Below are 26,206 nucleotides of genomic sequence, written 5' to 3' on the forward strand. Positions count from 1 at the left end.
TACCACGACGGCTTTACTTACGTAAGATCTGGCGGCCTAGTCTCGGATGTAAATTTCAAAGATAAAACCCTCATGATCGTAAAAACTAAGATCAAATTTGAAGATATAAATGAGGTGGAGATAGTTAGAAGACATTAAGCCATTTTAAAATTTAGCCCCCAAGTGAGGGCTAAATTTATATAAATTCTACAAAGATTGCAAAATTTTTGGTTTAGAAAATGCAGTGATCGGCTTGATCTCGCCTTTGTATTTTTCTAAATTTACAAGGATCGTGTGTCCGCAGTTGCTTTGAGCGATGCTAGATGTGCCTTTATCGCAAGTTAGGACATTGACGCAGCCATGCTTGCAAAGGCTCTTTTCGCCTAGCACTTCAGGATCGTACCATGCACCCTCGCAGATGGCGATGACGTGCTCTGGGATGATGTCAGTGACTAGCGCACCAACCAAAATTTCACCCCTATCGTTAAATACTCTCACCACGTCGCCAGTTGCGATGCCTTTTGCTTTGGCGTCATTTACGTTTATTAGCATTGGCTCTCTTGCGCATACTTCAGCGTAGTTTCTGATTATTGAGTTATTTAGCTGTGAGTGGAGGCGATATCTTGAGTGCGGAGTCGTGACGCTAAATGGATACTTTTTGGCTTTTTCGCTGCCAAGCCACTCAAACGGCTCGATCCAAGCAACGTGCGGCGCAAAGTCTTTGTAGCCAAATTTAGCGATAGTTGGAGAGTAGAGCTCTATCTTGCCAGATGGCGTGCCTAGGCGGTTTTTGTGAGGATTTTCTCTAAAAGCGCTAAGCCTTGTGTAGTATCTGCTCGCTTCGTCATCTTGCTCAAATCTAACATATCCCTCTTTCCAAAACTCATCAAAGCTTGGCATCTTGACATTTATGCCCTTAGCTTGCTCGGCTGCGTCTGCGTAAAATTCTTTTGCCCAGCCAAGCTCATCTTTGCCCTCTGTAAAGACCTCTTCTCTGCCCCAGCGTTTGCAGATTTGTGAGCAGATCCAGTAATCGCTCCTGCTCTCGCCCATAGGCTCTACGACAGGCTTGTAAGCTACGATGTATTCGTTTGTAGGCACGCTTTGGTTGATGTCGTTTCTCTCGACTTCAAGGGCTACTGGTAAGACGATGTCGCTTAGTTTTGCTGTGCTTGTCCAAAATGGCTCAGCGGTTATTACGGTGTCAAATTTACGCCACGCTTTTACGGCGTTATTTACATCCTGATGCCTTGTAAACATCGATCCAGACGCCATGTAAGCCACTCTCATGTGTGGTAGCTTGATCTTTGAGCCGTCATAGTCTATCTCTTTGCCAGGGTTTTGCAAAGCCTCGATCGATCTTGACGATGGGATGGTGACGTTTTTAAATTTCTTCCAAGGAGCGCCATCTACGTTGTCATATTTTTCGCTGATGCTGGTGCTTATGCCTTTTAGCGACGGAGCGATCTTGTCTGTAGCGCCATTTGAGTAGTTGAGGTTAAATTCAAACCCAAGACCCTCTTTGCCTATCTGACCTAGCATCGCGCTAAGTGTTACGATGCCCCAAAAGCCCATCTCGCCGTGATCTTGTCTTTGAAGTGACCTGCCTGCGATGATGACGCTTGGCTCTTTTGCAAGTGCTGTTGCAAATTTAGCGATATCCTCGGCTTTTACACCACAAATTTTGCTCGCCCAGTTGATATCTTTGACCACTTTGTCGGTTGTGCCAAGCAGGTAGTCTTTAAATTTATTAAAGCCAACTGTGTATTTTTTGATAAATTCTTCGTCATAAAGCTTGTTTTCATATAGATAGTGGCACATGCCAAGCATCATTGCTACGTCGGTATTTGGACGAACGATGATGGCTTCAGAGCCAAGGTATCTTGTGGTGTCGTTTTTAAAGACGCAAACGCTATAAGTTTTTATGCCTGCCTCTTTTATCTTTTTGATGCCAAGATAGCCATCGTGTGTTGGCGGTTGCCATGAAATTTGACCAGTTACAAGCGGGTCAGTGCCCCAAAATACAACGTTTTTGGCGTTTTTAGCGATAGCCTCCCACTTTGTCGGAGCATCATAAACGGCGCTGTTGCCTAAAACGTGAGGCATGATGACAAGGCCAGCACCCGTTGAGTAGTCGCCACTCTCTTCTACGTATCCGCCAAGCACTTTTAGCATCCTGTGACCAACAGTCCTGCCCCAGCTGATCTTGCCGCTACCGCCCCACCAGTAGCATTCGCCGTAGATGCTCTCAGGGCCATATTTGTCGAAATTTTCTTTTAAGGCTTTTGCTGCTAGATCAAGGGCAGTATCCCAGCTAACGCGCACAAATTCCTCTTTGCCACGAAGCTCGCTCTTTGCTGCGCCTTTTGCTTTTAAATAGCTCTTTCTTACGTATGGATAGAGCACGCGGCTCTCGTTTTGGATGAGGTCTGGCAAGCTGTTGTTCATGGTATTTGGAAATTTATCGCCCTCAAATGGATCGACGGAGACGATTTGGTTTGAGTTGGTATTTGCCCAAAATAGACCAAATCTATTTGCGCCAAAGGTCTTGCTTTGATCAAAGATGGTCTTTGTCACGCCCTCTATCTTGTTTGCCTGCGCCGCTGTGGCAGCAAGTGCAGAAAATTTTATAAAATCTCGCCTTTTCATATTTTCTCCCTTATGAAAATTTATTTTACTTTTTTGGCATTGTGTTGTAGGTATTTAAGCACTAAATTTAGATCAGTTTCATCAAGTGCAACAAATTTCGCATCGACCATACCAGATAAATTTGCTGGCCACTGAGCAGCTGTAAAGCTGTTTGGCTCATGCAGTCTGTGACATGCTGAGCAGGTCTCTTCGTAAATTTTCTTTGCCTTTGCATAAAGCTCTTTTTGGTTGCCACTAAGCGCGTCATTTGGCACTTCATAAACGCCATCAGCTTGGTACCAAACCTCGCCGTAGTCATCTTCAAGATCTTTTACTTTTTTGAAATTTGCCTCGCTCTCGTTATCAAAAGCTACAAAGACTTCAGGATCTTCTACGCTTCTTTGAAGCTGAGCCAAGTAGTTTGCCGACACTACGCCACTAACCTTGATCTTGCTCGTTTTATCGCCTTTTTCTATGACTTCAACTGGCGTTAAAACCTCGATCTTACCGATCATCTTGCCATCAAGTGTTATGTTTGCATCTTTTGCGATCACATCAGCACCAAAGGCAAGACTACAAGCTAGCACTGGGGCTAAAAATAGCATTTTCATTTAACAATCCTTAAAAAAAGAAATTAAATGAATTTTATAACCAGCACGCTTAAAATTATATTGCTATATTTAGAGAAAAGTGAGTATTTTAGGGGATTTGAAAGGGGTAAAGTAAATTTAAAGTTATAAAAATAGGGCGATTGCTCGCCCAAATTTACTTTAAGGATTATTTCTTCATCTGGATAGCAGTTTGTATCATCTCATCGCTTGTCGTGATGCTTTTTGCGCTCGCTTCGTAGGCCTTTTGCGTGACGATCACCTCGCTTAGTGCTTGACCAAGATCGACGTTACTCATCTCAAGCTTGTTTGCTAAAATTTGCGCTCCGTAAATAGTCTCGCCAGACTTGTTTTTGTAAAAAAATGGCTCGCCAGAGTTGGCTGTGGCTTCATAAAGATTGTCGCCAACCTTTGCCACGCCTTGGTCGTTTATAAAGTGATAAAGCGCCACTTTTGCCACGGGGAATGCTCGAGTGTTGTCGAAATTTGCCATGATGTTGCCGCGGTCATCGACGCTATATTTTGATAAAAGCCCCTCAGCGTAGCCATCTCTTTTTATGTTGAAGTCTTTTCTAGCGTTTGCTGAGCTTGTCATGCCGTTATAAACGTCCGCATCGCCGTCGCCCTCGAAGTTTAAATTTACGCCGCCAACGCTTGTTAGTGTATTTGCGACAAGCCTACCACTGCCATTAAATGTAAGTGAGCCCATCGCTGTGTTTTGCACGGCTCCGCTAGCATCAGTTATCGTTGCCACCGCGTCCCAGATAGTTTGGTCGCCAGCTTGTGGGATCTGCTTGGTTAAATTTATAGTGACCAAGCTCTTTGTGCCGTCTGCGTTGTAGATATCAGAGGTTAGTTTCTCTTTGTTTGGCACTTCAACGAGCGAGGTGACTTCAGCATTTACCTCTAAATTTGCAAAATCCATAAATTTAAGGCTCTTGTCGTTTATCTGCCAAGTGCCGTCACCCTCAAGCGTGGTTGAAAACTCGCTAAATTTACCATCGCCATCTTTTACTTTTACGACCACGCTGTCGCCAGCTTTTGCGCCAAGAGATGTGGTGCTTAGCGGGATCTGTCCGTTTAGCGAGATCGTCTTGTTTGTATTATCAAGCGTGTAGGCGTATTGGCTAGCATCAAGGGCTGTCGTTTTTTTGTCTGTTATTCGGGTTGAGTTTAGGTTGCCTTTTAGGCTGATGTTTGTAGTAGCCTCAGCTGGCATAAATAAAAAATGAGGTAGTGTTATGCCCTTTTGCGAGCCAGGATCGCCCAGACTTAGCTCCTCTTGCGAGACCGTGTAAGCTTGTGGGGCGCTTGAGGTTTGACCATATTTTTTAAGAGCGGTTACACTTGGCGTGGTCGGAGTGAAATTTGCAAGCGTACCAAGGAGTAAATTTCCCCTAGTATCTACTAAATTTCCAGCCGCATCTATGTCAAAAGTGCCTGTTCTTGTGTAGTAGTTTTTACCTGTTTTATCGACAACGCCAAAAAAGCCATCTCCGCCTATGGCAAGGTCAAAGTTGTTATCGGTGCTTTGAAAGCTACCATTTGACATGTCAAGTGCAGTCGTTTGCTTAGTAGCTCCAAGTCCTACTTGATCGCTAGTTGGGCCACTTCCTGCTGAGACTAGATTTTGGTTTATTAAATTTTTAAACTCAGGGATTGAAGCTTTGAAACCGATATTGTTTATGTTTGAGATGTTGTTTGACCAAACATCCATGCCAAAGCTTTGCGTCTTGATGCCGCTAACCCCGTTGTAAAAACCTCTCATCATGGCTTTTAGCCCTCGTAGTATTCAGATACTTTATCCATTGAAACGTATTCGCCAGCTACCTTCATCATAGCCTTGCCATCTACAAATTTCACCGCCTCGACTGGGTAGTTGCCTACTTGTGTTTTATACTCTTTGCCATCTTTGCCAGTGTAAGTCGCTGAAATGGTGTATGAGCCATTTGGCACTTGGTTGCCAGACGCGTCTTTGCCGTCCCAAGCTAGGTTATGAACGCCTGCATTTGTCTCATTTAGATCGGTTGTTCTTACGACTTGACCATTTGCGTTTTTGACCTCGATTTTGCCATTTGCAAGATCTGTTTTAAAGTAAAGCGCAAATTTTGCATCTTTTTTCTCATCTGTTAGTGTGACTGCATTTGAGCCAGTTGAGACCATCTTACCAAGGGCTGAGATAGCGTAGGCATTTGCGTTTGACTTTAGCTGACTTACTAGCTCTTTCATCGCTTTGTTTGTATTTTCTTGCATCTCGACTGATGCTAGCTGGCTAGTTTGCGTTAGCATCTTTTCAGTATCCATAGGACTTGTTGGGTCTTGGTACTGAAGCTCGGTTAAAAGTAGCTTCATAAATGCATCTTTATCTAGCTGTCCATTTGGATTAGTTCCTGTGCTAGCTGCAGCGTCTTGTCTTGCTTTTGCCTTTTTCTCGGCATTTTTTTGCTGTGTTGTTTGTGTAGTTATATCTGAAACTGAAGCCATAATCTCTCCTAAATATATCTTGGTATTACTAGCTCAAGCAAGCTTTGTTCCGCTTGAGCGTTTTCGCTCTCGTCGCTTTGATTTGAGCTATATTTGTTCTTTGCTTGTTCTCTTTTTTCTTGTCTTTGGTTTTGGTCTGAGAAATTCATCTCAAGCTCGGTAAATCCCATATTTACAAGGCTGTTTTTAAACTCAGCTTGGTTTTGTAAAAAGAGGTTCATCGTAGCTGTTGTTGAGCTAAAATTTACATGCAAATTATTGCCGCGATTTACCATCGTGATCTCGACCTCGCCTAAATTTAGCGGGTTAAGCGTGATGTTAAAGCGAGTGATCGGCGCTTTGTAGTTTTGCACCTGCTCTTTTAGCGTAGAAGAGAAGTTGCTAAGCGTCTCTTTTATCTCTGCCTTTGTTTGAAGCTGGTGTTTAGCGCTGTTTGCGATATCTTTTACCATTTGATTTAGCTCTGATTTGTTATCGCTGCTAAAGGTCTCCTCGCTTGGCTCAGCCTCGCTCATCTGCTCTCTTTCTGGAAAGAGTAGCGACTCAAGAGTTGGGGCTTTTTGCGCCTTTTGCTCGTGTAAATTTACCTTTACTTTTGGCTCTTTTGGCTGCTCATCTGGCTCAATATCCACTATCTCATCATCAAGCTTTACTTCACTATCATCTAGCTTTTTAGGCTCTTCTTTGACTAAATTTTTAACTTCATTTGTTGGATTTGCCACTACCTCTTTTAGCAATGTATCAAGCTTTACAACCTCTTTTGGCTCGTTTTTGATGATAGTTTGCTCGACCTCGTTTTTTAACTCTTTTAGGTAAAAAGGCTTCTCCTCAGTCTTTATCGGCGTGAAAAATTCCTGCTTGCCCAAATTTTTAAACATATCGTTTAGTTTTGGCACATCTTCATTTGAAATTTCTATATTTTCAAGGCCAAGGTCAAATTTCTTAGCAAGGTCGATAAGATCGCTAACGCTCTTAACATTGCTAAGCTCTTCGACGTTTTGGGGCACACTTAAGAAATTTGCTATTTTGTCGCTGAAATTTGGAAATTTGCTTACTTTTTCATTGCCATTTAGAATTTCTAAAACTTGCAAAAGCTGCATGAAATTTGCATTTTCATAGAGCTCATTTTTTGTATCTTCGTCCAAATTTTCTTCAAGTGCGGCCGAAATTTTTGCCACGCTTTCGTTTTGCGCCTTTTCTATCGTCTCTTTTTGGATATCAACAGTTTTTACTATCTCTTTGACATCCTTTTCGGTGATCTTTTGACCGCTATTTGCCTTGCTCGCAGCCGCATCCAAAACCATCGACAAAAACTCGCCGTTGTTTTGAGACTTCTTCGCAGCTGCAGGCTTTTTAGTAGCTGCAGGAGCTAGCAAATCTACGTTGTTTTTCGCTGTGTAAGCTTGCATTTAATCCCTTTAAATTTAAAAACTTAACGCTTACATGCAAAATCTATTCCAAAAATTAATTTCTTGATATCAGCTTAAAATTTATAAAAATTTGGCTATAATCTGCCCCTATTTTAAAACTGATAAAGCGAAAAATATCAAACTAATAAACGGAGAAACATTTGGAAAAGATACGAAATATAGCCGTTATCGCGCACGTCGACCACGGTAAAACAACAATGGTTGATGAGCTTTTGAAGCAGTCAGGAACATTTAACGAGCATCAAAACCTTGGCGAGCGTGTAATGGATAGCAACGACATCGAAAGAGAGCGTGGCATCACGATCCTTTCTAAAAACACCGCCATTCGCTACAAAGATACAAAGATCAACATCATCGACACCCCAGGCCACGCCGACTTTGGTGGCGAGGTAGAGCGTGTTCTTAAGATGGTTGATGGCGTTTTACTACTTGTTGATGCACAAGAGGGCGTTATGCCACAAACTAAATTTGTCGTCAAAAAGGCGCTCTCACTAGGACTTCGCCCAATCGTCGTCGTAAATAAGATAGATAAGCCTGCAGGCGATCCAGACCGCGTTATAAATGAAATTTTTGATCTTTTTGTCGCGCTTGATGCAAATGACGAGCAGTTAGAATTCCCAGTCGTTTATGCAGCTGCTAAAAATGGCTATGCAAAGCTAAAACTAAGCGATGAAAACAAAGATATGCAGCCACTTTTCGAGACTATCTTAGCTCACGTACCAGCTCCAAGCGGCAGCGACGAGAACCCACTTCAGCTTCAAGTTTTCACGCTTGATTATGACAACTACGTCGGCAAGATCGGCATCGCGAGGATTTTTAACGGCAAGATAGCTAAAAACCAAAACGTCATGCTTGCAAAGGCTGATGGCACAAAGACAACTGGTAGAATTTCAAAACTTATCGGCTTTATGGGACTTGATAGGATCGATATAAACGAGGCTGGCACTGGTGACATCGTAGCGATCGCTGGCTTTGACGCGCTTGACGTTGGCGATAGCGTCGTTGATCCAAACAACCCACATCCGCTTGATCCGCTCCATATTGAAGAGCCGACACTTAGCGTTGTATTTTCTGTAAATGACGGCCCACTAGCAGGCACTGAGGGCAAACACGTCACATCAAACAAGATCGATGAGCGCCTTGCAAATGAGATGAAGACAAATATCGCGATGAAGTATGAAAATATCGGCGAGGGCAAATTTAAAGTAAGCGGTCGTGGCGAGCTTCAGATCACTATCTTGGCTGAAAATATGCGCCGTGAGGGCTATGAGTTTTTACTTGGCAGACCTGAGGTCATCGTAAAAGAGATAAATGGTGTAAAATGCGAGCCATACGAGCTTTTAGTGATCGATGCGCCTGATGATACGACAGGCACAGTCATCGAAAAACTAGGCAAAAGAAAAGCTGAAATGGTCTCTATGAACCCAACAGGTGATGGCCAAACAAGGATCGAATTTGAGATCCCAGCGCGCGGTCTTATCGGCTTTAGAAGCCAGTTTTTGACTGATACAAAAGGCGAGGGCGTTATGAACCACAGCTTTTTGGAGTTTAGACCACTTAGCGGCACCGTCGAGCACAGAACAAACGGCGCGCTAGTTTCTATGGAAAACGGCGTAACGCTTGCTTATTCGCTATTTAACTTGCAAGATCGTGGCGTGCTCTTTCTTGATCCGCAAGCAAAGGTCTATGTGGGCATGATCATCGGCGAGCACAGCCGTCCAAACGACCTTGATGTAAATCCTATCAAAGGTAAAAACCTAACAAACGTGCGTGCCAGCGGCAGTGACGATGCGATTAAGCTTGTCCCACCTAGAAAGCTAAGCCTTGAGCGCGCGCTAGAGTGGATAGAAGATGACGAGCTAGTTGAGGTTACACCTATAAATATCCGCGTTCGTAAGCGCTATCTAGACCCAACAGAGCGCAAAAGAAAAGCAAAACTATAATCCAAATTTGCTAGCAAAATCCCTTTGGTGCCAGCCAAAGGGGCTAGCAAGTGAAATTTAATCCCAAAAGCAAATTTAATAATCTAGTTTGTAAATTTATCTGCTTGTGCCAAATGGTGCTGGCTAAATTTAGTAAAATTTGGGTTTTAACTGCCATAAATTTATAAAGGCGACTTTTTGTTTTTTTAGTTCTGGCGCTTCAAATTTGTAAATTTATGCTTGATAAGTAAATTTGTCTGATCTGATGCTGTCACGAGAAATTTATAGAGTAGTTTGTGTTTTACAAAGACTATTTTTGCCTGTGAAAAACGCAACTAGCTGTGGTGATTGAATTTGCTTTTTTGAATTTGCAAAAGGGTTAAATTTTGGTTTTGAGAGCTGTTAAATTTACTTATTTGAATATCTCTGTATCCAAATTTTGATAGTGGCTAAAATTTTAAATTTGTGGCTTGACTGATTTTTATTGCGTGGTTGTAGTGGCGTTGCGTCGAATGGCTACTTTATCTGCACAAACGAGCTAAATTTAATGAAATTTAGTCCTTTCTCGCTCTAAATTTGTAAATTTATACGAGTTGGCGGAGCCTGAATGACTTAAATTGGTCTTAGTGGGCAACTTTAGATATTGACGCAAATTTATATCAGCCAGTGCTTGGCTAAAGCATCTGGCAGACTTTAAATTTTAAAATGTAGTCTGAAGCGAGATTTATAGCAAGCGAAGGGCTAAATTTAGTTTGGATATTTGTAAATTTATCTAATTAGTAGATTAAATTTAGACCTTGTCTAAAAACTAGCTTTAAAACCACTCTTGTAAGCTGTGAAATTTAGCAAATTTATCATATCAAACCACAGCAAAGCTACCTAAATTTAAAAAATGCAGGGCGCAAATTTAACTAGCGGATCTTTTTTAGTTTTGACTTTGAAATTTTATAAATTTTTGATGGCGTATCTTCAAAAAATAGTTCATCAACAACTTCATCAGCCACGCTTCTGGCCCAAGTTTCGTCAAATTTCATGCCATTTTTGTTTGCGCTGCTTGAGTAAAGCCAGTCAAATTTACTTAAGAATTTCTCGTGTTCGCACCCTTTTACGACCCTAATCGCCTTTAAATTTGGATATAAAAATGTCGTCTTTCTCGATCGGCGGATGAAATTTTTATATTTTTTTGGCGCTCTAGCAAGCCCGTTTAAAACGCTAAATTTAGCCGTCGTGATAAGGCAAGGTTTGCCTTCATTTCGCATTTTGGCGTGGTTTATCTCCTTGTAGTCTTTGCTTAAAAAGCCGGCTGTCGTGTCAGTTTGCGCTAGATATATCATCTCTCTTCTTTGAAAGTAAAAATATGCATGATATGATGAGAGCAAAGCCTAAAAAGTCCCAAAAGACAAATTTTGTCCCAAGCCAAAAGTAGCCAAAAAACGCGGCACTTAGTGGCTCTATGCAGGCTATCATGCTGGCCTTTGAGGCGCCTATGAGCTTGACTCCAGTCATATAAAAGCTAAATGCAAATATCGTGCCAAGCGTGATGACGGCGAGAAATGCCAGCCACTGCGCCGTGCCACTAAGCCTCGCAAACTCCCACACTCTCATATAAAGGCAAAGCACCACGCCACCTATCACCATGCCCCAGCCAAGCGTGAGCGTGACTGAGTATTTGGCATTTAGCCTTGCGGGGGCGAGGTTATAAACGCAGACGCAAACAGCACTTACCAAGCACCAAAATAGCGCTTTTGGCGAGATGACAAGGGCTGAAATTTGCGCGTGCGTAGCAAGAAAAAAGACGCCAAGCATCGCGCAAAATAGAGCCAAAATTTCAAGCGGTCTTGGCGCTCGCCTCTCTTTTAGGCAGATGATGGCTAGGATGAGGACTGGAGCGGTGTATTGAATGACCGTTGCAACTGCGGCGTTTGAGAGCTCGATAGAGTAAAAGTAGGCATACTGCGTCATCATAAGTCCAAGTAGGGCATACGTGAGAAGCTCAGCCATCAGTTTTACGTCAGTAAGTGGTGCAAAAACGGCCTTTGGAGCCTTAAAAGCGTAGTAGAGCACGATAAAAGCACCAGCTAGCAAGAGCCTATAAGGCACTAGAAAATCAGCGCTTATGCCTTGTGAGAAGAGATACTGCCCGCAAACTCCGCTAAATCCCCAAAGCACGCCACCAACTAGCGTAAGAAGCACTCCTAGTTGATGGCTGGACATTAAATTTATCTATCTTTATGTAGCTGGGCGTCTTTGCCGTAGTGAGGCGAATACGGCCCATAAAGTATACAGTTGTGGCAGTTGCTAGAAAAGAGATAGGCATCGGCCATTGCCGCTAGATCATATGATTTATCTGAGATGGTATTTGCCACCTGTGAGATGACGGCTGAGACTAGCATGCCAAGCAGGCTACTTTGACCGCTACTGCTATCTTCTATAGCTGTTGCAGTTCCTTCCCAGAGCTTAGCACCGCTTTTTATGTCGATTAACTTTGCTTCAAGGACGACCTTTGTAGAGCTTGAAATAACAGCATAGCTCGTGCCGTAGTCTTTTATGTTTATGTAAAGCACGCTATCGGCGTGGAAAATTTTATCAAGCTTATTTAGTGGCACTGCTGCGATCTCATTTGGCTCGGTTATGCCATTTTGCTTAAATGTATCATTTACAAGAGCCACTGGGAATACATAGTATCCAACCTCACTAAGTGGAGCTACTGCGTTAGCCAAAACTGCTGCTGAGCCTGTCACATCAGTGCTATCGTTTGTTGGCATGAGCACTAGGATGGAGTGTGGCTTTTTTTGTAAAAAGGCTGAGTAGTCGTATGGCTCAGGCTCTTTTACGGAACATCCAGTAAAAAATATCGCCAAAATTGCCACAGCTATAAATTTAAGGCTATTTTTCATCTTTGGACTCCTCTACTTTAGGTGTTTGAACTAAATTTCTTGAGCCTTTGATGAAATTTATAAATTCTCTTGACTCTGGAAAATTTTCCACTTCTTTGTCAAAATTTGCATTTGCAACGCCTAAATTCCCATTATTTAGGTATAAAAGTCCAAGGTGTGCATAAAGCCCTGGGGCAACCTTGTAGCCCTTTTGTATAGATGTCTGGACCAAATTTTCTAAGTGCGAAATTTGCTCGTTTGTATCGCCGCCCTCATTTAGATAAGTGTATAAAGCATTATTATACGTGCCATCCCAGTAGTAAAGCGACCTTGGTGTATCTGGTTGATTGCAGCCTGCAAATAGTAGCGCAAAAAGCGCAAGGCAGGTAAGTTTTATTTTACTTGCCATGCTCCGCTCTCTATTCCATTTACTAAGTTATTTACGGCCTCCATGATAGCTAGGCTTAGCACCTTGCCATTTAGTGTAGAGTCGTATCCAGCTGAGCCGCCAAAGCCGATGATCTCTCTGTTTGAAAGGGTGTATTCGCCAGCGCCGCTAACTGAGTAGACGACCTCAGCCGTTTTGGTATCGACAACGTTTAAATTTACCTTTGAGTAGGCGGTTTGCTTTTTGCCTCTGCCAAGTATGCCAAATAGCTGGTGATCGCCTGTTGTTTTGCGGCCAAATTCGGTCACATCGCCAGTTATCACATATCTTGAGCCTTTTAAATCTTGAGCCTCTTTGTTTAGTTCGCTCTCTTGCTTGATCACCTTCATATTTGATCTATCAAGCACAGAAAATCTACCGCTTTGCTGTAAATTTGTGATCAAGATGCTTTGAGCTTGGTTTCCAAGTCTATCCTCGCCGTCACCAAAAACGCCATTTTGATAGGCTGATTGGTTATTAAATCGGCCAATAGAAACTGAGACTTTTTTGCCGTTATAAACTGAGCCGTAGCTTGCTACTTTTGGGGTTTCAACCACTCTTGAGCTCTCGCTTGCACATCCAGCAAAAAGCGCTGCGATCACTATAGCTACACTAAATTTTAAAACATTTTTCATATATATCCTTTATGATAAAAATCTTCATATATTACTAAAATTCCTTTTAAATAGCTTTAAAATTAATCTAGCTGTAAATTTAGTCTTATTTATTGACAAATTTGTCTTAAAGGGAGTAAAATCACGCCAGTTCTAAGTTTTAGAAAGACCTTTTTTTGGATACAAAATGCACTCAATCGGAATCGATATAGGCTCAACTTCTGCAAAAGTAGCAGTCATGGAAGCTAGCGGCGAGATAAAGGAGCTCTTTTTGCTCCCGACTGGCTGGAGCAGCGCAGATACGGCCATGCTTATAAAAGAGCGAGTTTTAGCTTTAGGCCTTGGTGAGCTTTATTTTGTAGCGACAGGATATGGTAGAGTCTCGGTGCCATACGCTGATAAAACGCTTACTGAGATCACCTGTCACGCGCTTGGGGCGCACTACTTTTGCAAAAGCGACTGCACCGTTATCGACGTGGGCGGACAAGATACGAAGGCTATCAAGCTTGAAAATGGCTCGGTGACGGACTTTACGATGAATGATAAATGCTCAGCCGGCACTGGTAAATTTCTTGAAGTGATGTCAAACCGCCTTGGAGTTAGATTTGATGAGCTTACACGCCTTGCTAAAAATAGCGACAAAGATATCGCCATAAGCTCGATGTGCACGGTCTTTGCAGAGTCTGAGATCATAAGCCTCATCGCTCAAAATATCTCACGAGAAAATATCGCAAAAGCGGTGATCGTCTCAGCTATAAATAAAATTTCAAATTTGGTCAAAAAACAGGCAAATACGAGCTATTTTTTAAGCGGTGGCTTTAGTAAGAGCGAGTATGTGAGAGAAAATTTAGAAGTGTGCTTGCAAGCTAGCGTCAGCACGCACAAAGATGCAATCTACTGCGGTGCGATAGGCGCTAGCCTTGCAGGGATAAGAAATTTAAGGAGAGAAAATGGCGATAAATGAGAGTATGAGTTTGAGCGAAATTTTCGCTACCTATGATGGCGCTAAGAAAAATTTAGCCCAAAATGTTGAAGCAGTCAAAAATAGCGGCCAAAAGATCGCTGCTATCTTTTGCACCTATACGCCAAGGGAGGTCATCCACGCAGCTAATGCTTATAGTGTGAGTGTCTGCGCGACTGGCGATAACGCGGTCGTTGAGGGCGAAAAGTACCTGCCTAAAAACCTCTGTCCGCTCATAAAGGCAAGCTATGGCTTTGCCAAAGCGAACAAGTGCCCATTTGTGCGAAACTCTGATATCGTTATCGGCGAGACGACGTGCGACGGCAAGAAAAAGATGTATGAGCTAATGGGCGAATTTAAAGATGTGCATGTCATGCATTTGCCGCATTTCAAGAGCCAAAAGAGCTTGGAGATTTGGCAAGATGAGGTCAGGGAGCTAAAGGAGCGCTTGGAGGCTAAATTTGGCGTGAGCGTGAGCGATGAGGAGCTTAGAAATTCTATCAGGCTATTTAACAAAGAGCGCGAGCTAATGGGAGAAATTCAAAATTTCATGAAACTAACGCCACCACCGATGAACGGCAAAGAGCTGCACGCACTGCTATATGGAAATGGCTTTATATTTGATAAAAAGGAGCAGATAAGCGACCTTGAGATCATCGTTGAGAAGCTAAAAGAGTGCGTGAGAGATAAAATTTCACCCGTGCATAAGGACGCTAAGCGCATCATCATCACAGGCTGTCCAAGTGGCGGGGTCTATGATAAGATCGTGCCAGCCATAGAAGAGGCAGGCGGCGTCGTGGTAGCTTACGAAAACTGCACTGGAACTAAAAATTTTAGCAACCTTGTCGATGAAAACGATGATCCAATTAGCGCCATAGCAAAGCGCTACATGGCGATACCTTGCTCAATCATGTCGCCAAATAAAGATAGAGAAAATGTGCTACAAGAGATGATAAAAGAGTACAAGGCGGACGGCGTGATCGACGTTGTGCTGCAAGCCTGTCACACCTACAACGTAGAAACTGCCAATATAAAAAGGGCGTGCAACGACGTAGATACGCCTTATATGGCGCTTGAGACGGACTTTTCTACAAGCGATGCTGGGCAGATCAAGACAAGGCTCGAGGCGTTTATAGAGATGCTTTAGGATAAATTTGGTGTCTGGCTTTTTGAGGCGAGCGCTAAATTTAAAAAGCAGGGGGGGGATTAAATTTAGCTTTAAATTTAAAATAGCTGACTTGAAAATGGAGAAATTTACAAGTCAGCTAAAGTAAAATTACAACTTAAAAATAGATATTTTTAAAAAATATGCAGGAAAAACTCCTGCATATTTAAAATAATTTAATTGAGCAAAAGCCACCATGCAGAGTTATTGCTATTTATATATCTCATGTGCTGATAATCATAAAGAACAGAATTCCATTTTTCATCGCCATTTTTCATTTTATCGTTATATTCTTTAGTCTTTTCTCTGTCGCCGCCAAACAAACTCCATGCAGGAGCACTACCCCCCCCCGTACTTAAAATAAATTTTAAAAAGGTGCAGGCCCATGAAAAAGTATAAATTTAGTGTCTAAGTGCTTGCTAAAATGTGCAGAGTATGTCAAGCAATCTGCCAAGCTTTTGCATATCGTTTAAGAAAAGCTGGTTTGATTTTTGTGTAAATTCTTTAGCTTCTTCTAGGATTTTGGGCTCTAAGATGCTATAAGCAAACTCCTTTTTTAGGATCTTTGCGCCCTTTTTATAGACAAATTTTGCATCAATTAAACTTGCAAAAAAGCTATCGTCTCTTAAGTAGTAGTTGGTGCTCGCATTTACAAAAACTGGCTTTTGAGCCAAAAACTCGTCGCAAACGCCATTTGGTGATCTAAATTTAACACTCTCAACCACATCAGGCCTTATCTCGTAAAACCTTATCTCGCTAGATTTTTTAAGAGCCAAAACGTCACTAGTTTTGTTTAAATTTATAGAGGAGCTATCAGCTTCTATGACGTTTATAACGCCATTTACTAGAGAATAAGCACTTGTAGTTTTATTTTGATCAAGAAAATTTATCATGCCAAAAAATGGCACACTGGCATTTTTATCAGATAAATTTGGCATGCTTTTTATGAGTAGTTGCTGTTTTTTGCCATTTAGCTCAAAGTAGCTCACCATGATGGAAATTTCATCCTTTTTGCTAGGTGCCTTTTGCGAGCAGCCAGCAAAAAAGAGTATTGCTAGCAGCAAAACTACTAAATTTCTCATTTTATAAAGTAATCACCATCAAAGCTTACAAGCGAGTATTTTCTCTCGTTGCCGATACTCTCTTTAAGCTCATCGATACTCAAAAACTCCAAGCTATCGGCTCCTATGTACTCTCTGACCTCTTCGACGCTTTTTTTGGCGCTTATTAGCTCCTCAAAGCTTGGTGTGTCGATGCCATATCGCTCAGGATACTTTAGCTCAGGGCACGCAACTCTGAAGTGAATTTCTTTCGCTCCTGCGTGTCTTAAGAGATCAACCACCTTTTTTGAAGTAGTGCCACGAACGATGCTGTCATCGATCACGACGATGCTTTTACCAGCTAGCACGCTTGACATTGGGTTAAGTTTTAGTTTGACCTTTAAATTTCTCATCTCTTGGCTTGGCTCGATAAAGGTCCTGCCCACATAGTGATTTCTAGTGATGGCTAGCTCAAATGGAATTTTGCTCTCATTTGCATATCCAAGCGCCGCTGGCACGCCACTATCTGGCACAGGCACTACAAAGTCAGCCTTTATCTTGCTCTTTTTTGCTAGCACCTCGCCCATCTTTTTTCTCACTTCATAGACGCTTTTGCCCTCTATTACGCTATCTGGGCGCGCAAAGTAGATGTATTCAAAGGCGCAAATTCTAGGCTCTGGCTCGAAAATTTGTAAGCTTTGAAACTCGCTCTTGCCGTGCTCAAAAACTATCATCTCGCCAGGTCTAACATCTCTTATAAATGTCGCTCCCACAAGGTCAAACGCGCAAGTCTCGCTAGCTACGATGTATCCGCCATCTTTTAGCCTACCAAGGCTTAGTGGCCTAACGCCCCAGCGGTCTCTTATGGCAAAGGTCTTGTGGCGTGACTGCACGAGCAAGCAGTAAGCGCCTTTTATCTTATCAAGCGCTGCGATGATGCGATCTTGTAGGTGTTCGTCGTGGTTTCTTGCGATGAGGTGGATGATGTTTTCTGTATCCATATTTGTCTGAAATATCGCGCCATCTTTGATAAGCTCGTCTCTAACCTCGTCTTTATTGACCAAATTTCCGTTGTGAACGATTGAGATTTGACCTAGGGCGTAGTTGGCGGCTATTGGCTGGGCGTCACGGCCTGAGTTTTTGCCAGCTGTCGCGTAGCGGTTGTGGCCGATCGCCATGTCGCCTTTTAGTGAGCTTAAGATCTCTTCGTTAAAGACCTCGGTGACTAGACCGTTGCCCTTGTGAGTGGAAATTTCGCCGTCGTTACAGACGCTGATGCCACTTGCCTCTTGACCGCGGTGTTGCATAGAAAATAGCGCATAATACGCTGTTTTCGCCGCATCTTTAGAATTTATGATACCAACTATCGCACACATCTTTTATCCTCTTTTCATCTTTTTAAATTTATCTTTGCAGTTAAATTTCATAGCCAACGCTAAGTACTTTTTGTAAGTGACTTGTTGCCCAAAGTGCTGGCACATTCGCCGCTATTTGCACCATTTATAACAATCCACATGCGCTAAAACTAAATTTTATCATCTCAAATCAACTCACCAGCTCTTAAATTTTGACGCTTTTTGCGCTCTGACAGGTAGAATTTATCGCCAAATTTTAACTCGTATCTCTTTATATCATCAAGACTAAATTTAATCATCAAGCCCCAAACTATCATCTATCGAGTATAGACCGCTGCTTTGATCTTTTAGCCAGATGGCAGCCTTAATGGCACCTTTTGAGAAGGTCGCTCTACTAGTTGCGGTGTGGTTAAGCTCGATAAATTCGCCGTCATTGTAAAAGCCAACCGTGTGACGACCGACCACGTCGCCGCCACGAAGCGCCATAACTGCGATCTCGTCTTTACTTCTTGCGCCCACCATGCCAGCTCTGCCAGTTACTAAAACATCTTTTAAATTTAGATCCCTTGCCTCTGCCACGCAGCCCGCCAAGGTCATCGCAGTGCCGCTTGGAGCGTCCTTTTTGTGTCTGTGATGCTGCTCGACGATCTCTATATCAAATTCTCTTAAAACTTTCGAAGCTATCCTTGCGATGCGGTTTAACACTGCTACGCCTAGACTCATGTTTGTTGCGTAGAGTATTGGCATAGTGCCTGATGCTAGGTGAAGCAAGTTTTTCTCGTCGTCATTTAGTCCAGTCGTGCCGATAACTAGTGGTTTTGGGTTGGTTCTAGCGTAGTTTAGCAGTGCTACGGTCGCCTCTTTTTGACTAAAATCGATGATGACGTCGCACGCTTCAAAAAATTTAGCAAAGTCGTTTGTCAAAAGCTCGCTACTTAAATTTTCAACCTCATTTTTTTGGCTAAAAGCGACGCTTAAAGTGGCGTCTTTTTCATCTTTTAAACAAGAGATGATGCTTTGAGCCATCTTGCCGCTAGCGCCGTAAAGTCCTATTTTTACCAAAATTTATCCTTTGATTTTTGGTTGAAATTTAACATAAAATTTATTATAGAGAGATTACGAAATGGCTTTTGAAAAAGAGCTACTTTAGGCAAGAATTTAATTAAAAATTATCATCGTGACAATTACTGCGATCAGAAAAATGGATATTGATTATATTAGAGCGCACTTTTTGCCTATTTTATGCAAAAAGGGTTATGTTCTGCCCTAGAGTTATTTTATTAATGCAATTTTAAAAAGTGTTCTGATAAGCCTAAAAATCAAGCATTTTTCAAATATAAATTTTACTAAAATGGTTTATTTCAAAAGAGAAATTTAGCCAAAAAATATGGAAACGCACCAGCCCCTTTTTGCCATATCCTTATCCTTTTGTGTTAAAAAATGCAACAGTGCTGTGTTATTAATGAAATAGAGCAAATTTTACATACTCTTTAATGAGAAAAATTTCATATTTGCTACTAAAAATTTAATGTAGTTTGAAATTCAGAAAATGCGATCTTTAAGTCCTATAAATTTTTGCTAAAAAGGTTTTTTGAAAGAGAAATTTAGCCAAAAAATTTGGCTAAATTTGAGTATTAATGCAAGCTTTCTATGTAGCTCATAGCGCTAAGTGCAGCCACAGCGCCATCGCCTGCAGCCACGATGACTTGTTTTGGAGCGTCCTCTCTGATGTCACCTGCTACAAAGAGCCCTTTTATACTAGTTTGCATCTTAAGGTTTGTCTTAACCTGTCCGCCATCAGCCATTTCGCAGATAAATTTGCCGTTTTCATCTTTTAAAATTTCGTTATTTACATTTAGTCCGACAAAGGTAAAAATGCCCGGCACATCAAGCACGCGCTCGCCATTTTTGGTATCAAGCACGATCTTTGTTAGACCCATTTTATCGCCAAGCGCCTCTTTTACAGTCGCACTGGTTATAAACTCGATCTTTTCATTTTTTCTAGCTTTTTCAACGGTTGTTGGCGCTGCTCTAAACTCGTCACGTCTATGCACAAGATAGACTTTTGAGCAGATATTTGCTAGATAAAGTGCCTCTTCAACAGCTGTATCGCCACCGCCAAGAACGGCTACCTCTTTGTTTTTGTAAAAGAAGCCATCGCATGTCGCGCATGTGCTAACGCCTTTGCCAAAGAACTCGTCCTCGCCTTTAAAGCCAGCACGTCTTGGGGTTGAGCCAGTCGCTACGATGACAGCCTTTGCCTGCTCGCTCTTGCCGCCTTCAAGTAAAATTTCAAAGCTGCCGTCACCATTTTTTCTAACGCCAACGACGTTTGCCCACTTATGAACTAGTCCAAATGCACTACACTGCTTCCACCAAGTGCTCATAAAGTCAAAGCCGCTCTCGCCAGGGGCTTTTTGACCTGGGTAGTTTTCTATCTCTGAGCTCGAGGTGATCTGACCGCCAGGCTCGCCTTTTTCAAACATTACAACATTTTTTAGTCCGCCTCTAGTGGCGTAAAGTCCGGCGCTTAGTCCTGCTGGACCGCCTCCGATGATCGCTAAATCAAGCATAAATTTCCTTTATTCTAAAACATTTATGGACGAATTTTGTTTATAAATTTCGCCCCTTTGATGAACTATCTCAACACTACTTGGAAGCTTCGTGATGCTTAAATTTCGCATCAGCTCTAGGACTGTATTTATATCTGAGCTTATGTATTTTAGTGTTGAGTTTGACTCATATCTTTTTTGAAAGATATCGATCGCCACAACTGTTTCATTTTTGGTTGGTAAAATTTCGTCTAATTTTGATTGATTTGAACTGAAGATTAAAAGCGTGTATTTTGGCTCTTTTGGAGTGAAAATTTCGCTTTTTTCGTAAAAAACTAGCTTCGCAAAATCAACAAATTTATATTGTGAAAAACGATAGTTGCTATACGCAAATGCAGCTGCTATCATAGCTGCACCAAAAAATGAACCAAATATATAGGTAAGAGGAAGCAGACTTCCTCTTCTTTTTTCGCTCATTAAAGAAGCGAATTTAGTTTGTCAGTTAGGGCTTGTTTTGACTGCGCACCGACCATTTGCTCAACTAGCTCGCCATTTTTGAAAAATAGCAATGTTGGGATCGATCTGATGCCAAACTCAACCGCAAGATCTTGTACTTCATCAGTATTTACCTTGCAAATTTTCGCTTTGCCCTCAAAGTCTTCAGCAAGCTCTTCGATAACTGGAGCTAGCATACGGCAAGGTCCGCACCATGGAGCCCAGAAATCTACTAGAGCAACGCCTTCTTTTGTTACATCAAAATTTTCTTTTGTGAGTTCGATGTATTTTCCCATTTGTTCTCCTTATTTTCAAGATGTGGCAATTATACAAAATCAAATTTAAATTTTAGCTAAATAATAAATTTTATTATAAACTAATATTTTCTATCAGCTTAAAATTTTCATTTTTAACAACAAGCAGATCAAGCTGATAGTCTCTGTTTGGCTCATTTTTCATCATATAAAAATTTATTGTTTTTAAAATTTTCATATATTTTGCCTTGTTTAGCCTATACTCCGCTTCGTATTCTCCGCTAGTTGCTTTTACTTCAATAAAATGCAAAATTTTATCGTTACTTAGCGCGATGATGTCGATCTCGCCAAATTTAGAGTGAAAATTTCTCTCTAAAATGACAAAACCAAGCTTACGCAAAAACTCGCAAGCCTTATCTTCGGAGCTCTTACCAAAGAGATACTCTTTTAGCCCCAAGCTACTCCTCGATCCTCATCATAAATGGCTCTTCTTTTATATACTCTTGCTCTTTTAAAAGCTCGATCGTTCGCTTCGCATCAGCCTCCAAGCTCGTGTGCGTCGTGAAAAATAGCACGGCATACTCGCTCTCATCTTTTGGCTTTTGTAGCAAACTATCGATTGAAAGGTTGTTTTCGCTCATTAAATTTGTGATCTTTGCTAGCACGCCCATTTTGTCTTCGACTTTTAGCCTAAAGTAATACTTCGTCTTTATCCTGTCGCGATCAAGTAGCTCTAAGGTGTTTAGCTCAAATGGTGCTTTGTATCCAAGCATCGGCGACTTGCTATCTCTTGCGATGTCGATAAGATCGCTAATTACTGCGCTTGCTGTCGCGTCGCCGCCAGCTCCAGGCCCATAGTACATAGTCTCGCCAACGACCTCGCCAACGACGCTTATCGCATTTGTTACGCCGCTTGCCTTTGCTATCATTTTGTTTTGCGGCACAAGCGCTGGATGCACGCGTAGTTCGACCTTGCCCTCGCTTTTTTTAGCGATAGCTAGAAGTTTGATCGAGTATTCAAAATCTTTTGCGAAAAATATATCCTCTGGCGTGATGCCTTGTATCCCCTCGATCAAGATATCCTCTGGATCGCCGTGCACGCCATAAGCGATGCTTGCAAGGATGAGAAGCTTGTGAGCCGTATCAAAGCCACCCACGTCAAAGGTAGGATCAGCCTCAGCGTATCCAAGCTCTTGTGCCTTTTTAAGCGCGTCTTTGAAATTTGAGCCCTCATTCATCATCGAGGTTAAGATATAGTTACTTGTGCCATTTAGTATGCCATTTATGCTTAAGATGTGGTTGGCGCTAAGCCCCTCTCTTAAGGCTCTGATGATCGGTATGCCACCAGCCACGCTTGCTTCAAAGCCAAATGGCGTGTTTTTGGCTAAATTTTGCAAAGCATATCTATGATAGGCAAGAAGCGCTTTGTTTGCAGTGACGACCGCTTTTTTGCGCTTTAAAATTTCACTCACCACTCTAAAAGGCTCTTCAACGCCGCCCATAAGCTCGACAAAAACGTCGATATCATCGCGGTTTATGACGCTATTTATATCGTCGGTCAAAGGGATGCCAGCGTCTCTTTTTTTATTTAAATTTCTAACCACACCGATGACTGGCACTATCTCTTCGCCACATCTTGCTGCGATTAGCTTTTTGTTTTTTAGTAAAATTTTTGCAACCGACTCGCCAACGGTTCCAACGCCTAAAATCGCTACATTCATTCAAATTCTTTCAAATATTTTTTTATATTTCTTGCTGCTTGTCTTATCCTATTTTCATTTTCGATAAGAGCTAAGCGCACATAGTCGTTTCCGCCCTCGCCAAAACCAATGCCCGGACTAACAGCAACTGAAGCCTTTGTAAGAAGCTGCTTTGAAAACTCAAGGCTGCCCAAGTGGCTAACCTTTGGTGGAAGTTTCGCCCAGATAAACATGCTGGCATTTGGCTTTTTAAGCTCCCAACCAGCCTGAGCAAAGGCCTCTATCATCACATCTCTTCTTTTTTCATAAATTTGTCGTATCTCTTCAACGCAGCTTTGATCACCGTCAAGCGCGACTGTGGCAGAGACTTGTATCGGCGTAAACATGCCGTAATCAACCCATGATTTTATCTTTTTAAGAGCGGCGCAAAGTCTCTTGTTTCCGCACATGAAGCCAACTCTCCAGCCAGCCATGTTGTAGCTTTTTGAAAGAGTGTAGCACTCGACTGCGACATCTTTTGCGCCTTCTACTTCAAAGATGCTCGGAGTTTTGTAGCCATCAAAGGTAAGATCAGCGTAGGCGATATCTGAGATGATGTAAAATCTCTCTTGCTTTGCGATGCTTACAAGGCGCTCGTAAAAGCTCTTTTGCACTGTCACGGTCGTTGGATTGTGAGGGAAATTTACGACTACATATTTTGGTTTTGGTGAGCTTGCGTGTATCGTCTGGATTAAGTTTTCAAAAAATTTATTCTCATCTAGCTCAAATTTATCGTTGTAGTGAAGCGGTATCTTTGCGACGCTTCCGCCAGCAAATAAAAACGCCTGCGTGTGTATCGGATATGCAGGATCAGGCACGATAGCCACGTCGCCTGGGTTTATCACGGCTTGAGCAAGATGCACAAAGCCCTCTTTGCTGCCCATTGTGGCGACTGCTTCAGTTTCTGGGTCCAAATTTACGCCGTATTTTCTCTTATACCAGTTACAAATGGCAAGGCGGAGCTTGTAAATTCCAGCACTGGCTGAGTAGCCGTGGGTCTTATCTTTTTGCGCGCTTTCGCATAGTTTATCGACGATGTGCTGCGGTGTTCTGCCCTCTGGGTTGCCCATAGAAAAGTCGATGATATCCTCGCCAGCTCTGCGTGCTGCCATTTTTATAGCATTTACTTCGGCAAAAACGTAGTTTGGCAAACGCTCAATTGTATTAAATCTTATCTCATCAAACACTGTTTGCTCCTATTTTATAAGCTTGATAATTATCTCGTTTTTAATGTTAGTTATGTCGCTATTGTCGCTAATTAACGCATATTTTGCGTCGTTAGCTAAATTTATAGTGTAGTTGGTTTTTATCTCGTTTTCTCTTTTTAGATCGATTTGGTTTAAATTTTTATCATAAATTCTAACAAGCGGAACCCATTTGTTTGGCTCGTTTGAGATGATATTTAGGCTACTTGCACCTGCCACGTCGACGATATAGACGCCGCCACTTTTGACAAGCGGGGTCTCTTCGTTAAAATTTACTTTTGACGCATCAAGGCTCATATTTTTAGCATCCAAATAAAGCGCTAAATTTCCATCAAGCCTATCAAATCCCATGATCTTAAAGCCGCTTTTACTAAGTGTGAAATTTAGTAAATTTGGATCTATGCCGCCACTTTTTAGGGCTAAAATCCCATAAGAAATTTCATTGCCATTTTTTAGAGAATTTACCCTTGCCACGCTTATATTTGCATCTTCAAGAGCTAAATTTATCGATTTTACAAATAGCGCTGAGGGGACTTTTTGCGTGCTTATAAATTTTAAATTTAAACTATTTGAGCTAAAAGAGAGAGCATCGTAGTTCGAGCTTTGCTTTAGCCTTGAGACTAGCTCGCCAACGTTTAGCGAGCCATTAGTGTCTAAATTTTCTAAAGAAATTTGCAGATCTTTTCCGCTACTTAGTGCATTTGCACTGCTATTTAGATCAAAAGCGTATGAAAAAACGCTAAAAAGAAGAAATATGGCTAGTTTTTTTACCAAGATTTGCCCTTATTCATCTCGACAAACTCGTCATAAGTTAAAAATTTCATATCGCCATTTTCTACTAAAAATCTAGCTGGACGGCTTGGGTTATACTTTGTCACTTTATCGCCGATCTTAAGCTCGATGTTGCCATTTCCGCAAACGACTAGCTGTCTTTGGTCTAAATTTATATTGACACTTTTGCTTGTGTCGCTCGATGTTTTTTGGCCATTTTCAAGGTTGATGATGCCTATCCAAACGCGTTGTTTTGGCGTGATGATCGCTTCATTTAGCGGTTTTGTCACGTTTTGCTCTACTTTTGGAGCTGGCTGGGCTGCCATGCTAGGTTTTAGGGCATTTTGATCAACGTTAGCAGGACTTACAGTCACGTTTTGCTCAGCTGGAGCTGAAATTTTCACGCTTGAAGCGTTTGCATCGATCTTTGGAGTGTTTTGAGAGATCGTTACGTTTGTGTCAATTATATTTTTCTTCACTTCATTGACAATGCTTGATTGCGAGTAGCTAACGCTTGTGTTGTCTTCATTTAAGCTTGCGATGAAATTTTGGACGTATTTGTAAGCGTCAAAGTAGTAAGCACCGCCAGCGATGATAGCTAAAATGATGATCCAGAAGAAAAATCCAGCCCCACCACCGCTACTTTGCCTTTGGATCGAGACGTCCTCAGGTGTGTAAGAAGAAATTTTTGGGCTAACTTTTGTTTTTTTGCTCTCATCAGGCATATTTTCCTGCATGAAAGCGTCGTATTCAGCGAGAAGTTCGCTAAGATCGACGCCATACTCACGCTGTAAAATTTTGGCGTAGCCTCTCATGTTTAAGCGTGATAATTTTTCAAAATTTTTGTCAAAAATGTATTGTAAAAATGTGGGTTCAATGTGCGTCTTACGCGAAATTTCTTTTATGCCTATCTCTTTTAAATTTTCTAGTTCATTCATCTATCATCCTATCACAAATTATCGCAAAAGCTGCACTTACATTTAGGGAGTCCCAGCCGTCTTTTAGCTTGATACCGACGCACTCATCGCACTTTGCTAGAGCTTTTTGCGGTATGCCTTCGCCCTCTGAGCCCATCACCAAAGCCCTTTTGCCAGCAAATTTCATCTCTTTTATATTTTTGCCGTTGCTTGCCGTCGCGTAGAGCCTAAAACCACACTGTTTTAGCTCGTTTAGCAGGCTAAGTCCGTCTTCAAAGATCGCTATTGGTATCTCGTAAGCAGCACCGCTACTTGACCTTAAAACACCTTGCATATTTACACTTTTTGTAACGATGACAAGTCCTTCGCAGCCTAGAGCATAGGCACTTCTAGCGATGGCGCCGATATTTCCGACGTCACTTATGCCATAAAGCACGGCGATGAAATTTAACTTTTTTAGCTCGCTAATGTCTGAAAACTCAAACTCGCTAACGCTTGCTAAGAAGCCTTGATGGTTGCCGCCATGCGCCATCGACTGAGCTTTTTGATTATCCACGCGGATGATCTTCTTGCCAGTGCCACAAATTTTAGAGAAGAGTTTTTTATCACACTCTTTTGAGAGATATATCTCTTCTAGGATCTGTGGGCGCTTGTTCAAAATATGTAAAAATAGCTGTTTTCCGTATATTATCATGGTTGCTTATGGTAGCTAAAATCAAGTAAAATTTAACTTATTTTGCTTCTAAATTTGAGTGAATTTTTGAAACTTTTTGGAGAAATTTGA

26 protein-coding genes are annotated in these 26,206 nt (G+C 41.9%); 3 read left to right on the top strand and 23 right to left on the bottom strand.

Annotated features, from left to right (window positions below):
* Positions 1 to 186: 186 nt before the first annotated feature.
* The 5 genes from G6W41_RS08960 to G6W41_RS08980 form a co-directional block, all read right to left on the bottom strand.
* Positions 187 to 2,628 carry a molybdopterin-dependent oxidoreductase gene (locus tag G6W41_RS08960; RefSeq protein ID WP_194171290.1) on the bottom strand — a complete coding sequence of 814 codons (2,442 nt, stop codon included), beginning with the start codon at positions 2,626 to 2,628 and terminating at the stop codon, positions 187 to 189.
* 20 nt (positions 2,629 to 2,648) lie between these two features.
* Complete coding sequence (locus tag G6W41_RS08965; protein ID WP_194171291.1) at positions 2,649 to 3,218, bottom strand: hypothetical protein; 570 nt, start codon at positions 3,216 to 3,218, stop codon at positions 2,649 to 2,651.
* Between the two features lie 166 nt (positions 3,219 to 3,384).
* Positions 3,385 to 4,986, bottom strand: a complete 1,602-nt coding sequence (locus G6W41_RS08970) for a flagellar hook-basal body complex protein (protein ID WP_194171292.1) — start codon at positions 4,984 to 4,986, stop codon at positions 3,385 to 3,387.
* Between the two features lie 5 nt (positions 4,987 to 4,991).
* Positions 4,992 to 5,699, bottom strand: a complete 708-nt coding sequence (locus tag G6W41_RS08975; RefSeq protein ID WP_004317379.1) for a flagellar basal body rod modification protein — start codon at positions 5,697 to 5,699, stop codon at positions 4,992 to 4,994.
* A gap of 8 nt (positions 5,700 to 5,707) precedes the next feature.
* A complete protein-coding gene (locus G6W41_RS08980) occupies positions 5,708 to 7,108 on the bottom strand; it encodes a flagellar hook-length control protein FliK (RefSeq protein ID WP_194171293.1) in 1,401 nt (466 codons plus the stop codon).
* Between the two features lie 161 nt (positions 7,109 to 7,269).
* On the opposite strand from G6W41_RS08980, the gene typA reads away from it, so the two are divergent.
* Entirely contained in the window at positions 7,270 to 9,072 is a 1,803-nt protein-coding gene (gene typA / locus G6W41_RS08985) for a translational GTPase TypA (RefSeq protein ID WP_004317297.1), read from the top strand.
* An 890-nt stretch (positions 9,073 to 9,962) separates the two neighbouring features.
* On the opposite strand, the gene G6W41_RS08990 is transcribed toward typA, so the two are convergent.
* The 5 genes from G6W41_RS08990 to G6W41_RS09010 are packed head-to-tail and all read right to left on the bottom strand — an operon-like array spanning position 9,963 to position 12,989.
* The gene (locus G6W41_RS08990; protein WP_194171294.1) at positions 9,963 to 10,385 is read right to left on the bottom strand and encodes a Sua5 YciO YrdC YwlC family protein; all 423 of its coding nucleotides are present in this window, start codon (positions 10,383 to 10,385) and stop codon (positions 9,963 to 9,965) included.
* The gene (locus G6W41_RS08995; protein ID WP_194171295.1) at positions 10,363 to 11,265 is read right to left on the bottom strand and encodes a DMT family transporter; all 903 of its coding nucleotides are present in this window, start codon (positions 11,263 to 11,265) and stop codon (positions 10,363 to 10,365) included. Before G6W41_RS08995 ends, G6W41_RS08990 begins: the two co-directional genes overlap by 23 nt.
* A 5-nt stretch (positions 11,266 to 11,270) precedes the next feature.
* Positions 11,271 to 11,948 carry a DUF799 domain-containing protein gene (locus G6W41_RS09000; protein WP_194171296.1) on the bottom strand — a complete coding sequence of 226 codons (678 nt, stop codon included), beginning with the start codon at positions 11,946 to 11,948 and terminating at the stop codon, positions 11,271 to 11,273.
* Positions 11,938 to 12,336 carry a DUF4810 domain-containing protein gene (locus tag G6W41_RS09005; protein ID WP_194171297.1) on the bottom strand — a complete coding sequence of 133 codons (399 nt, stop codon included), beginning with the start codon at positions 12,334 to 12,336 and terminating at the stop codon, positions 11,938 to 11,940. The genes G6W41_RS09000 and G6W41_RS09005 overlap by 11 nt, the downstream gene beginning before the upstream one ends.
* A complete protein-coding gene (locus G6W41_RS09010) occupies positions 12,321 to 12,989 on the bottom strand; it encodes a CsgG/HfaB family protein (protein ID WP_194171298.1) in 669 nt (222 codons plus the stop codon). The genes G6W41_RS09005 and G6W41_RS09010 overlap by 16 nt, the downstream gene beginning before the upstream one ends.
* Before the next feature lie 166 nt (positions 12,990 to 13,155).
* Between G6W41_RS09010 and G6W41_RS09015 the strand changes: the two genes are divergently transcribed.
* Positions 13,156 to 13,932 carry an acyl-CoA dehydratase activase gene (locus G6W41_RS09015; protein ID WP_194171299.1) on the top strand — a complete coding sequence of 259 codons (777 nt, stop codon included), beginning with the start codon at positions 13,156 to 13,158 and terminating at the stop codon, positions 13,930 to 13,932.
* Positions 13,919 to 15,076 (top strand): double-cubane-cluster-containing anaerobic reductase, encoded by a 1,158-nt coding sequence (locus G6W41_RS09020; RefSeq protein WP_194171300.1) that lies wholly within the window; start codon positions 13,919 to 13,921, stop codon positions 15,074 to 15,076. The genes G6W41_RS09015 and G6W41_RS09020 overlap by 14 nt, the downstream gene beginning before the upstream one ends.
* A 194-nt stretch (positions 15,077 to 15,270) precedes the next feature.
* On the opposite strand, the gene G6W41_RS09025 is transcribed toward G6W41_RS09020, so the two are convergent.
* The 13 genes from G6W41_RS09025 to rlmB form a co-directional block, all read right to left on the bottom strand.
* Positions 15,271 to 15,417, bottom strand: coding sequence for a hypothetical protein (locus G6W41_RS09025; RefSeq protein WP_194171301.1), 147 nt, complete (start codon positions 15,415 to 15,417; stop codon positions 15,271 to 15,273).
* Between the two features lie 96 nt (positions 15,418 to 15,513).
* The gene (locus G6W41_RS09030) at positions 15,514 to 16,176 is read right to left on the bottom strand and encodes a hypothetical protein (RefSeq protein ID WP_194171302.1); all 663 of its coding nucleotides are present in this window, start codon (positions 16,174 to 16,176) and stop codon (positions 15,514 to 15,516) included.
* On the bottom strand, positions 16,173 to 17,510 hold the full coding sequence (gene purF, locus G6W41_RS09035) for an amidophosphoribosyltransferase (protein WP_149704781.1): 1,338 nt from the start codon (positions 17,508 to 17,510) through the stop codon (positions 16,173 to 16,175). The genes G6W41_RS09030 and purF overlap by 4 nt, the downstream gene beginning before the upstream one ends.
* 270 nt (positions 17,511 to 17,780) lie before the next feature.
* Positions 17,781 to 18,551: a 4-hydroxy-tetrahydrodipicolinate reductase gene (dapB, locus tag G6W41_RS09040; protein ID WP_012001050.1), complete on the bottom strand. Its 771-nt coding sequence runs from the start codon at positions 18,549 to 18,551 to the stop codon at positions 17,781 to 17,783.
* 572 nt (positions 18,552 to 19,123) lie between these two features.
* The gene (locus G6W41_RS09045) at positions 19,124 to 20,062 is read right to left on the bottom strand and encodes an NAD(P)/FAD-dependent oxidoreductase (protein WP_194171303.1); all 939 of its coding nucleotides are present in this window, start codon (positions 20,060 to 20,062) and stop codon (positions 19,124 to 19,126) included.
* Positions 20,063 to 20,071: 9 nt separating this feature from the next.
* On the bottom strand, positions 20,072 to 20,518 hold the full coding sequence (locus G6W41_RS09050; RefSeq protein ID WP_004318021.1) for a hypothetical protein: 447 nt from the start codon (positions 20,516 to 20,518) through the stop codon (positions 20,072 to 20,074).
* Positions 20,518 to 20,832 (bottom strand): thioredoxin, encoded by a 315-nt coding sequence (trxA, locus tag G6W41_RS09055; RefSeq protein WP_021092602.1) that lies wholly within the window; start codon positions 20,830 to 20,832, stop codon positions 20,518 to 20,520. Before trxA ends, G6W41_RS09050 begins: the two co-directional genes overlap by 1 nt.
* A 73-nt stretch (positions 20,833 to 20,905) precedes the next feature.
* Positions 20,906 to 21,247 (bottom strand): YraN family protein, encoded by a 342-nt coding sequence (locus G6W41_RS09060; protein ID WP_194171304.1) that lies wholly within the window; start codon positions 21,245 to 21,247, stop codon positions 20,906 to 20,908.
* A gap of 1 nt (position 21,248) precedes the next feature.
* Positions 21,249 to 22,511, bottom strand: a complete 1,263-nt coding sequence (locus G6W41_RS09065; protein WP_021089485.1) for a homoserine dehydrogenase — start codon at positions 22,509 to 22,511, stop codon at positions 21,249 to 21,251.
* On the bottom strand, positions 22,508 to 23,716 hold the full coding sequence (locus G6W41_RS09070; protein WP_194171305.1) for an LL-diaminopimelate aminotransferase: 1,209 nt from the start codon (positions 23,714 to 23,716) through the stop codon (positions 22,508 to 22,510). The genes G6W41_RS09065 and G6W41_RS09070 overlap by 4 nt, the downstream gene beginning before the upstream one ends.
* Before the next feature lie 9 nt (positions 23,717 to 23,725).
* Positions 23,726 to 24,508: a hypothetical protein gene (locus G6W41_RS09075; protein WP_103568750.1), complete on the bottom strand. Its 783-nt coding sequence runs from the start codon at positions 24,506 to 24,508 to the stop codon at positions 23,726 to 23,728.
* The gene (locus G6W41_RS09080; protein ID WP_103568751.1) at positions 24,502 to 25,443 is read right to left on the bottom strand and encodes a phosphatidylglycerophosphate synthase; all 942 of its coding nucleotides are present in this window, start codon (positions 25,441 to 25,443) and stop codon (positions 24,502 to 24,504) included. The genes G6W41_RS09075 and G6W41_RS09080 overlap by 7 nt, the downstream gene beginning before the upstream one ends.
* The gene (gene rlmB, locus G6W41_RS09085; protein ID WP_035142763.1) at positions 25,436 to 26,116 is read right to left on the bottom strand and encodes a 23S rRNA (guanosine(2251)-2'-O)-methyltransferase RlmB; all 681 of its coding nucleotides are present in this window, start codon (positions 26,114 to 26,116) and stop codon (positions 25,436 to 25,438) included. Before rlmB ends, G6W41_RS09080 begins: the two co-directional genes overlap by 8 nt.
* Between the last annotated feature and the right edge of the window lie 90 nt (positions 26,117 to 26,206).

Source organism: Campylobacter concisus, assembly GCF_015230035.1.
GTDB lineage: Bacteria > Campylobacterota > Campylobacteria > Campylobacterales > Campylobacteraceae > Campylobacter_A > Campylobacter_A concisus_BK.